The organism is Vibrio gelatinilyticus, assembly GCF_022836845.1.
Classification (GTDB): Bacteria; Pseudomonadota; Gammaproteobacteria; order Enterobacterales; family Vibrionaceae; genus Vibrio; species Vibrio gelatinilyticus.
Window position 1 is genome coordinate 19,950 of record NZ_JAJNNZ010000024.1, and the last position, 11,025, is coordinate 30,974.

The window sequence follows — 11,025 nt, forward strand, 5'->3', positions numbered from 1 at the left end:
TTTACCGTTGATTTCAGTATTGTTTCAATACCCATTAAAGATTAAGAAAACCACCTCTTGGAAGTGATTTCGTTAATCTATAATACAATCTGCTAAGAAATCGTAATCAGATTGTCAAAACTTATTGGTTGAGCCCAAAAACAAGTATGCCCAATCACCAAACGATGACTGGGCATTGTGTTATTTCAGTGAGTTAGCCTATAGGCGCTCTTCTAACCAGCTGCGAATCGATTTCAGTGCTTCAGGTAATGCCTCGACATCAGAGCCACCAGCTTGGGCCATATCTGGACGACCGCCACCTTTACCACCAACTTGTTCAGCAACCATCTTAACTAAGTCACCAGCTTTCACTTTGCCAGTAAGATCTTTGGTTACACCAGCAATCAGGCCAATCTTACCGTCAGCAACGTTGGCGATGAATGCGATACCACTGCCCATTTGGTTCTTTGCGTTGTCCATCATGGTGCGAAGATTTTTGCTGTCGGCACCTTCAAGCGCGGCGACTAATACCTGAGTACCTGCAATCTCTTCCACTTTCCCCATGATGTTGGCACTTTCAACGTTAGCAAGCTTATCTTTTAGCTGTTGAATTTCTTTTTCCAACGACTTCGCTTTGCCCGCGGCATCGATCAGTTTTTCTTCGTACTGAGACGCTTGAGCTTCGATTGCATCAAGTGCGGCTTCACCCGTTACGGCTTCAATACGGCGAATGCCTGCCGCAATACCACCTTCTGAATTGATCTTAAACAGACCGATATCACCGGTATTGCTTGCGTGGATACCACCACACAGTTCGGTTGAGAACTCGCCCATAGACAGTACGCGAACTTCGTCATCGTACTTTTCACCAAACAACGCCATCGCGCCTTTCTCTTTTGCTGACTCGATGTCCATTACGTTGGTTTCTATAACGTGATTAGTTCGAACCTGAGCGTTAACTAGGCGCTCAACTTCTTTGATTTCCGCTTTCGTCATGGCTTCTAGGTGAGAGAAGTCAAAACGCAGGTTATCCGGTTTTACCAATGACCCTTTCTGCGTAACATGATCACCTAATACCGTGCGAAGTGCAGCGTGTAATAAGTGGGTCGCCGAGTGGTTGAGAGAGATCGCAGCGCGACGCTCAGCATCAACTGTTGCGGTGACTTCATCACCTTTCGCTAGAACACCTTCGACAAGCTCACCGTGGTGGGCAATCGCGTTACCTAACTTTTGTGTATCTTCAACTTTAAATAGGCCTGCGGCTGTTTTGAGCACGCCAGCATCACCACATTGACCACCTGACTCTGCGTAGAATGGAGTCTCTTTAAGAACCACAATCGCTTTATCGCCAGCAGACAGCGCTTCAGTTTCTGTGCCTTCAACAAACATCGCAGCGACTGTACTCTTACCTTCTGTAGCCGTGTAGCCACAGAATTCAGTATTTGTATCGATCTTAATTGTCGCGTTGTAATCAGTGCCAAACTGCCCCGCTTCACGTGCGCGTTGGCGCTGCGCTTCCATCGCTTTCTCAAAACCGTCTTCATCGATCGAGAGTTCACGCTCACGCGCAACGTCGTTGGTTAAGTCAGCAGGGAAACCATATGTATCGTAGAGCTTAAATACCGTTTCGCCATCAAGGACTTTCTCGTCACCAAGGTTATCAAGCGCTTCACTTAGAATCGTCATACCACGTTCAAGGGTACGACCAAAGTTTTCTTCTTCGATTCGAAGTACTTTCTCAACAATCTCTTGTTGCTTCTTAAGTTCTTCACCCGCAGTGCCCATGACTTCAGCCAACGTACCTACAAGCTTGTGGAAGAAAACGCCTTGCGCGCCCAACTTATTGCCGTGACGAACCGCGCGACGGATAATACGGCGAAGAACATAGCCACGACCTTCATTTGATGGCATAACACCATCAACAATAAGGAATGAACACGAACGAATGTGGTCAGCGATCACGCGTAGCGATTGGTTAGACAAGTCTTGGTATCCAATCACATCAGCAGCAGCCTTGATAAGCTTTTGGAATACGTCGATTTCGTAGTTTGAATGCACGCCTTGCATGATTGCAGAGATACGTTCGATGCCCATACCGGTGTCAACAGATGGCTTAGGTAGCGGCTCCATCGTGCCATCAGCATGACGATTGAACTGCATGAATACGTTGTTCCAGATCTCGATGAATCGGTCACCGTCTTCTTCGGGTGTACCAGGGCGTCCACCCCAAATGTGATCACCGTGATCATAAAAGATTTCTGTACAAGGTCCGCAAGGGCCAGTATCACCCATTTGCCAGAAGTTATCTGACTCGTATGGCTTACCACCTTTCTTATCACCGATACGGATAATTCGATCCGCTGGCACACCAACTTGCTTATTCCAAATTTCGAACGCTTCATCGTCTGTCTCATAGATAGTGACAAGCAAACGTTCTTGAGGAAGTTTTAGAGTGTCTGTGAGGAACTGCCATGCAAACGAAATCGCATCTTCTTTGAAGTAATCACCAAAACTAAAGTTACCCAACATTTCAAAGAAAGTATGGTGACGAGCAGTGAAGCCAACGTTTTCTAAATCGTTATGCTTACCACCAGCGCGAACACAACGCTGAGCCGTAGTGGCACGGGTGTAGTTACGCTTTTCTAGACCAAGGAAACAATCTTTAAACTGGTTCATACCGGCATTAGTGAAAAGCAAAGTAGGGTCATCGTGGGGAACCAATGATGAACTGTCTACGATTTGGTGCCCTTTGGTCTCAAAGAATTTAAGGAACGCGTTGCGAACCTCGTCTGTGCTCATGTACATGCAGCTCTTCCTGAATTATTCAAGTTAGAATTTTGCGACATTGTATACCGATGAGTAAGGATTCGCCTAGTATTCTAGAAAAAAAGCTGTACGCCAATTCTGCACACTGGTGGTATTTAAAGCACCATCAGTCGTTTATCGAGTCATTTGCGTCTAAACATTCCAGCGCATATTGAATTTGCTCAAAGCTAAACCCTCGATATTGAAGGAATCTGACCTGCTTGGCGTACTCTTTAGGCTCACGCGCACGGCCATGCTTAAACTTTTTAGCCGCTGATGCCTTAGCTAATTCAAACCAGTCTTGAGGCTCCAGCTCTAATGCGCTGTCAATCACTGATTCAGTCACACGCTTTTGAGAAAGTTCTTGTCGAATGCGCCTTTCTCCGTGGCCTTTATATGCATGTTGCCTAATCTGGCTTTTTGCATAACGAAGATCATCAAGATAATTGTGTTCAATGCAGAACTCAATCGCCTGAGCGATTTGTGGATCTTCATACCCTTTCATTGCCAGCTTTTGGCTCAATTCATATTGGCTATGATCTCTTCGGCTCAACAATTGGATCGTGGCTTCTATGACTGATTGTTTCGGTCGTTGCGGTTTTTGGTACATAGTGAGGGTTCTAGGCCCATTAGAATTGCTTGAAAAAGCAAAGCCTCGCATCGCGAGGCTTTGTTTATCTTTTAAAAATGCTTACAGCTCTTTTTCAGCTGGCATTTCTCCGGTTTCTGGCTCTTCTGGTTGTGCTGGCGTCAATAGCATCTCACGCAGTTTGCTATCAATGGCAACGGCTGCTTCTGGATGCTCTCGCATAAATTTGCATGCGTTCGCTTTACCCTGACCAATCTTATCACCGTTGTAGCTATACCAAGCGCCCGCTTTCTCAACCAACTTATGCTTCACGCCCAAATCAATCAGTTCACCTTCACGGTTAAAACCTTTGCCATACAAAATTTGAGTTTCAGCTTGTTTAAATGGTGCGGCAATCTTGTTTTTAACAACTTTAATTCGTGTTTCGTTACCTACAATCTCATCGCCTTCTTTGATCGAGCCTGTACGGCGAATATCAAGACGAACTGAAGCATAAAATTTAAGTGCGTTACCACCAGTGGTGGTTTCTGGGTTACCAAACATCACACCAATCTTCATACGAATTTGGTTAATGAAGATACACATACAGTTTGACTGTTTTAAGTTACCCGTTAGCTTACGCATCGCTTGAGAAAGCATACGCGCCTGAAGACCCATGTGGCTATCGCCCATTTCACCTTCAATTTCAGCTTTAGGTGTTAGTGCTGCAACAGAGTCGACAACCATCACATCAATCGCACCAGAACGCGCTAGAGCGTCACAAATCTCTAATGCTTGCTCGCCAGTATCAGGTTGAGAAACAAGCAAAGCATCGATATCTACGCCCAGTTTTTTCGCATAAATAGGATCAAGAGCGTGTTCGGCATCGATGAAAGCACACGTTTTTCCAGCGCGCTGAGCTGCGGCAATAAGCTCTAGAGTTAAGGTCGTTTTACCCGACGATTCCGGGCCGTAGACTTCAACGATACGTCCCATTGGTAAGCCACCAGCACCCAGAGCGATATCCAGTGATAGTGAACCTGTAGAAATCGTTTCAACATCCATGGTGCGATTGTCACCAAGGCGCATAATCGAGCCTTTACCGAATTGCTTTTCAATTTGACCAAGAGCTGCGGCTAACGCCTTTTGTTTATTCTCGTCCATTACTTTCTCCACAATTATCCACTTTGGGACCGTACGCTCGAGCGTTTTTAGTTTAAATAGGGTAGATTCAAGTCAACACGACTCAACTCATCAATAACTGTTATTATACTGTTGATTCATACAGTGTCCATAGCTGTATGAAATTTTCTTTTATTCGCTGTTCAGTGCATCTTCAATCACGTGGCGATAAAGCATTAACAAAGCATGCATAACCGCTTGCTTACGAACAGCGCTGCGATCTCCATCAAAATGACAAGTTTCCACTTTTCGCCACCCTGCACCACTGGCCCATGCAAAGCAAACGGTTCCTACAGGCTTATCATCACTGCCACCTGATGGACCGGCGATTCCACTGATCGCAATACTAAATGTTGCTTTTGAGAAGCGAAGTGCGCCATCAGCCATTTCTCTGACAACGGATTCGCTGACCGCACCATGTTCCCTTATCGTTGTAGGATTCACGGACAGCATATCGACTTTTGCATCGTTACTGTAGGTGATAAACGCTCTATCGAACCAAGATGAGCTACCAGAAATATCCGTAATTGCCGCAGCAATCCCCCCGCCAGTGCATGACTCAGCGGTAGCAACAACGCCACCACGAGCGAGAAGCTCCTGACCCAAATTAAGACTGACCTCTTGAATAGTTTGCATCACTCAAATCCTCTAATTGCAGCTTTTCGCTACGTCCAGTTTCACGTATCCTAGGCGCCAATATCAACAGATAAAGATACAAACAGTGAAAGCGGAACAAAAACACACTCCAATGATGCAGCAGTACCTGAAACTCAAATCGGAAAATCCCGACATTCTGCTGTTCTACCGCATGGGCGACTTTTACGAGTTATTTTATGATGACGCGAAACGAGCATCGCAATTACTCGATATATCTTTGACCAAACGCGGCGCTTCTGCTGGAGAGCCAATCCCAATGGCTGGTGTACCTTTTCATGCTGTTGAAGGTTATTTAGCAAAACTTGTGCAACTTGGCGAATCTGTGGCCATTTGTGAACAAGTTGGCGATCCTGCTACCAGCAAGGGTCCGGTAGAGCGTAAAGTAGTGCGTATCGTGACTCCCGGCACGGTATCTGACGAAGCTCTGCTTTCTGAGCGCCTTGATAATCTTATAGCGGCAATCTATCACCAAAATGGTAAATTTGGCTACGCCACGTTAGATATTACCTCTGGACGCTTCCAACTCTGTGAGCCGGATACAGAAGAAGAGATGCTAGCCGAGTTGCAACGCACTTCGCCTAAAGAGTTGTTATTCCCAGAAGATTTTGAGCCTGTTGATATTATGGCCAATCGCGCGGGCAACCGTCGTCGACCAGTATGGGAATTTGAAATCGATACTGCCAAGCAGCAACTAAACCAACAATTTGGCACCCGTGATCTGGTTGGCTTTGGCGTTGAACAATGCACTTTGGGATTATGCGCGGCTGGTTGTCTTATCCAGTATGTGAAAGATACCCAACGCACTGCGCTACCACATATTCGCTCACTTACTTTAGTCAGCCAAGATCAATCGGTTATTCTCGATGCCGCTACACGAAGAAACCTAGAGATCACTCAGAATCTCTCAGGGGGGAATGATAATACCCTGGCAGAAGTACTCGATCATACAGCCACAGCCATGGGCAGCCGTATGTTAAAACGCTGGTTACACCAGCCAATGCGTTGTAATAAAACGCTCAATGCTAGGCTTGATGCCATTACAGAATTTAAGTTAGATGCGGGTTATAGTGAGTTATCACCTACACTAAAACAAATCGGTGACATTGAACGAATCATCGCGCGCCTAGCGCTACGTTCAGCGCGTCCACGTGACATGGCACGATTGCGCAATGCATTACAGCAACTTCCTGAACTTTCGGTATCGCTAAGCTCTGTGTCTCACAGCTATTTACAAGGCTTAGCTCAATATGCCGCCCCTTGTGATGAGTTATGTGAGCTGCTCGAAAAGGCCGTTAAAGAAAATCCACCAGTAGTCATTCGTGACGGTGGCGTCATTGCCGATGGTTATAACCGTGAGCTAGACGAGTGGCGCGCATTAGCGGCAGGGGCGACAGAATATCTCGATCGACTGGAGCTTGAAGAGCGTGAGCGCCACGGCATTGATACCCTTAAAGTTGGCTACAACAATGTTCACGGTTTTTTCATTCAGGTCAGCCGTGGCCAAAGCCATTTGGTACCACCACATTATGTCCGTCGTCAAACACTTAAAAACGCGGAACGCTACATTATTCCTGAGCTCAAAGAACATGAAGATAAAGTATTGAGTTCAAAATCTAAGGCGTTGGCGATAGAAAAGAAACTATGGGAAGAGCTTTTCGACTTAATGATGCCTTATCTTGAGCAACTGCAGAACTTGGCATCTGCTATTTCCCAGCTTGATGTCCTGCAAAACCTAGCTGAACGTGCGGATACTTTGGATTACTGTAGGCCGTCGCTCACCTCGGAAGTGGGAATCGACATTCTCGCTGGGCGCCACCCCGTGGTCGAGCAAGTGATGGACGAACCGTTTATCGCGAACCCTATAGCTTTAAATAGCGCTCGCCGTATGCTTATCATTACTGGTCCTAATATGGGTGGTAAATCAACATATATGCGTCAAACCGCTTTGATCACTCTACTGGCACACATCGGCTGCTATGTTCCTGCAGAGAGCGCTCGAATTGGAAACGTCGATCGGATCTTTACTCGCATTGGCGCCTCTGACGATCTCGCTTCAGGCCGCTCCACCTTCATGGTTGAGATGACAGAAACCGCCAACATCTTGCACAATGCGACGAATCGAAGCCTAGTGTTAATGGATGAAATTGGTCGAGGTACCAGTACATACGATGGCCTTTCCCTTGCTTGGGCGAGTGCGGAATGGCTGGCGAGTAAAATAGCTGCAATGACACTGTTTGCGACACATTACTTTGAACTCACCGAGATGCCTAACTTGCTCGACAACTTGGCTAATGTCCATCTTGATGCTGTGGAGCATGGCGATAGTATTGCCTTTATGCATGCCGTCCAAGAAGGTGCCGCTAGTAAGTCTTACGGTCTTGCTGTAGCGGCATTGGCTGGCGTTCCCAAGTCCGTCATCAAAAATGCTCGAGCAAAATTAAATCAGCTTGAACAATTAGGTCAAGAGCCGGCGCACCTTGGCACACAAGTAGACATTGCAAATCAACTTAGCCTCATTCCAGAACCGAGCGAAGTAGAGGAGGCGCTATCTTCCATCGACCCTGATAACCTAACACCGAGACAAGCGTTAGAAGAGCTCTATCGGTTGAAGAAGCTTCTTTAATTCACAACTAAACGAAAAGGGCTCCAACATTGGAGCCCTTATTCAATCTAACGTAATTAAGCCTTAGCCTTAGCCTTAGCCTTAGCCTTAGCCTTTCAAAACATTCTCTAACGCTTTGAGGCATAATGCGACGTTTTCCTTGCGAGCACCGTAACCCATCAAGCCAATTCTCCAAGCTTTTCCTGCTAACGCACCGAGTCCTGAACCTATCTCTAGATTATATTCAGTGAGTAGCTGATTGCGGATTGCGCCGTCATCCAAGTCCTCTGGCAGAAATACCGCATTTAACTGAGGCAAGCGAGAATCAGCATCAACGACAAATGTAAGTCCTAAATCCTCAAGTCCTTCCGCTAGCAAATTATGCATTTCACGATGCCTTTGCCATGTATTTTCCAAACCTTCATTTTTCAGCATGACCAAAGATTCGTGCAGCGCATAAAGACTGTTTACAGGCGCTGTATGGTGATAACTGCGTTTACCTTCGCCACTCCAATAACCCAACACTAAACTTTGATCTAAGAACCAACTTTGAACCGGAGCTCTCCTTGATTGTATAACATCGACTGCCGCTTGGGAGAAGGTCACTGGAGATAATCCGGGGACGCATGATAAGCATTTCTGACTACCCGAATACACCGCATCAAGTTGCCATTCATCGACTCGTAGAGGAACGCCTCCTAACGAAGTAACAGCATCGACGATCGTCAACATATTATGTTGCTTTGCAAGAGCGCCAATTGCTTGAGCGTCAGATAATGCACCAGTGGAAGTTTCTGCATGCACAAAGGCGATAATTTTCGCATCTGGATGCTGATGTATGGCCTGTTCTACTTTATCTATGCTAACTGGTGAACCCCATTCATCATCGATAACAATAGCTTGACCACCACAGCGGACAACGTTCTCACGCATACGCTCACCAAAGACACCATTACGACACACTAATATTTTATCCCCAGGCTCGACTAAATTTACAAAGCAGGCTTCCATTCCAGCACTACCAGGAGCCGATATCGCGACCGTAAATTCATTTTCGGTCTGAAACGCATACTTCAATAAAGATTTCAGTTCATCCATCATCCCAATAAAAAGCGGGTCTAGATGGCCAATCGTCTGGCGACTTAGCGCATGTAACACCTGCGGATATATATCTGATGGTCCCGGCCCCATTAGAGTTCGTTGTGGTGGGATAAAACTGTTAATCGTCATTGGCGTTCCTTAATTCGTTATTATGTAGGCATACCATCGTAGAGCATGAGGCCGTTCATAACAACGCCACCTTGCAACAAATAATTAACAAGAGGCTCTGATATTGAGTCTGTTATTGACGATATCGTTTTTTTTTGACTTTTTGTATATTCCTAATTGACATTCGTCTTATAAAAACGTTGAATAAATACGCTATCAAGCAGAAGAGGAGCACTGCCCAGGTATATATTTCGTGGATCCACAAATCCGATACGAGATATTTGAAGGGGAGCAGTGCCGAGATGAACTGAAGTTGTTGGATTCAGTTTATCGGTTAAATGGGCTGAATCCCTTTAACTGTCACTGGATTTTCTAGTGAGGAGCTTCTGAGGTTGAACTTTTCGCATTCCCCCTCTGCTCTATCTTTTCTCTTCAAACATCGGACGTTAGGTTATATACCTTACTACTATTAATGGAAGTTCTGGAGAAACACTGTGAGCGCATTCAATGTAGCTAAATTTGGCGGTACAAGCGTCGCCAATTTCGAAGCCATGAGCCGTTGTGCCGAAATCATCGTAAATAACCCACAAACCAAACTAGTGGTCATCAGCGCCTGTTCAGGTGTGACCAATATCCTTGTAGAACTCGCCAACGGCGTTAAAGATAGCGATAGGCGTGCAGAGCTCGTTAGCAAGCTAAAAGCCATCCATAGTGAGATTATGGCTAGCCTTGAGGATATCAGCTCGATCGAAGCCCGCGTTGAAGCACTCATAGAAAAAGTTGCGACCTTATCTGAGGCAGCGTGCATCGCGCCAACCCCTAAACTAACCGATCACTTAGTGGCTTGTGGCGAAAGAATGTCGACGCACATCCTAGCGCGCCTTATGCGAGAGAAAGGGGTAGATGCAGTTCGTTTTGATATTCGTGAAGTGCTAAAGACGGATAGCGACTATGGGAAAGCAGAACCCAATATAGAGGCCACTAAGCAACAGGCTGAAAAAATTCTGATTCCATTGTGTCAGAAACACGTTGTTATCACCCAGGGGTTTATTGGTTCTGATGATGACGGCGAGACAACTACTCTGGGGCGAGGTGGTAGTGATTATAGCGCAGCACTTATCGCTGAAGCCGTAGAGGCTTCAGGGTTAGAGATCTGGACTGATGTTCCAGGGATTTACACGACTGACCCACGAATTGCCCCTAACGCTCGTCCTATTCCTGAAATTAGCTTTAGCGAAGCATCAGAGATGGCGAACTTTGGCGCTAAAATCCTCCATCCATCAACCTTACTACCAGCGCTACGTCACCAAATTCCGGTTTTTGTTGGTTCTTCTAAAGCTCCGCTAGAGGGTGGAACATGGGTAAGACAAACCGTTGAGAGTGCGCCTTTATTCCGTGCTCTAGCGCTTCGTAACAACCAAACTATGGTGACGTTACGTAACCCAAGAATGTTCCAAGCCTATGGTTTCCTCGCCGATGTCTTTACCGTACTTGCCAAACATAAAATTTCTGTTGATCTCGTTACGACGTCAGAAGTCAGTGTCTCTCTAACACTCGATCAGACCGACACAGGAGGAGGCGCACCAGAATTACCTGAGGCTGCACAACAAGAGTTGGAACAACTGTGTAATGTTGAAGTGAAACAAAGTCTAAGTCTTATTGCTCTGATCGGTAACAATATGAGTGAAACCAAAGGCTCTGCTGCCGAAGTATTTGATGCCTTAGATGATTTTAACATTCGAATGATTTGCTACGGTGCTAGCCCGCATAACCTTTGTTTCTTACTTGATGAGGACGAGTCGAAGGAAGCTGTAAAAGTACTTCATGAAGAGCTTTTTGAGTAAAAAGTACATGATGTAAAAAAAGGTGGCTGGCATGTCGCCTTTTTTTAGTTTGATTTTGGCTAGTTGCTTGAAACAATCGACGTAAAGAACCTCACCTTTTTTGAGGAGCGATTAGTCGAAGATTCGTATAAGAGGTGTGTAGCTAGGCTCGCACTCAAGCGGGACTCAACTTCTGTATC

Annotated in this window: 7 protein-coding genes and 1 riboswitch; of the genes, 2 read left to right on the plus strand and 5 right to left on the minus strand. The window is 45.9% G+C overall.

What is annotated here, in order from left to right:
* Positions 1–198: 198 nt before the first annotated feature.
* The 4 genes from alaS to pncC form a co-directional block, all read right to left on the minus strand.
* Entirely contained in the window at positions 199–2,784 is a 2,586-nt protein-coding gene (gene alaS / locus LNL84_RS18735) for an alanine--tRNA ligase (RefSeq protein ID WP_244359292.1), read from the minus strand.
* Positions 2,785–2,911: 127 nt separating this feature from the next.
* Positions 2,912–3,394 (minus strand): recombination regulator RecX, encoded by a 483-nt coding sequence (gene recX, locus LNL84_RS18740; RefSeq protein WP_244359293.1) that lies wholly within the window; start codon positions 3,392–3,394, stop codon positions 2,912–2,914.
* A gap of 81 nt (positions 3,395–3,475) precedes the next feature.
* The gene (recA, locus tag LNL84_RS18745) at positions 3,476–4,516 is read right to left on the minus strand and encodes a recombinase RecA (protein ID WP_244359295.1); all 1,041 of its coding nucleotides are present in this window, start codon (positions 4,514–4,516) and stop codon (positions 3,476–3,478) included.
* A 150-nt stretch (positions 4,517–4,666) separates the two neighbouring features.
* Positions 4,667–5,170 carry a nicotinamide-nucleotide amidase gene (gene pncC / locus LNL84_RS18750; protein ID WP_244359297.1) on the minus strand — a complete coding sequence of 168 codons (504 nt, stop codon included), beginning with the start codon at positions 5,168–5,170 and terminating at the stop codon, positions 4,667–4,669.
* Between the two features lie 85 nt (positions 5,171–5,255).
* On the opposite strand from pncC, the gene mutS reads away from it, so the two are divergent.
* Positions 5,256–7,814 carry a DNA mismatch repair protein MutS gene (mutS, locus tag LNL84_RS18755; RefSeq protein ID WP_244359299.1) on the plus strand — a complete coding sequence of 853 codons (2,559 nt, stop codon included), beginning with the start codon at positions 5,256–5,258 and terminating at the stop codon, positions 7,812–7,814.
* 87 nt (positions 7,815–7,901) lie between these two features.
* Here the strand turns inward: mutS and LNL84_RS18760 are convergent, their stop codons facing one another.
* Complete coding sequence (locus tag LNL84_RS18760; RefSeq protein ID WP_244359301.1) at positions 7,902–9,023, minus strand: pyridoxal-phosphate-dependent aminotransferase family protein; 1,122 nt, start codon at positions 9,021–9,023, stop codon at positions 7,902–7,904.
* 195 nt (positions 9,024–9,218) lie between these two features.
* A riboswitch (Lysine riboswitch) is annotated at positions 9,219–9,396 on the plus strand.
* 100 nt (positions 9,397–9,496) lie between these two features.
* On the opposite strand from LNL84_RS18760, the gene lysC reads away from it, so the two are divergent.
* Positions 9,497–10,846, plus strand: a complete 1,350-nt coding sequence (gene lysC, locus LNL84_RS18765) for a lysine-sensitive aspartokinase 3 (protein WP_244359303.1) — start codon at positions 9,497–9,499, stop codon at positions 10,844–10,846.
* The last annotated feature ends 179 nt before the right edge of the window (positions 10,847–11,025 follow it).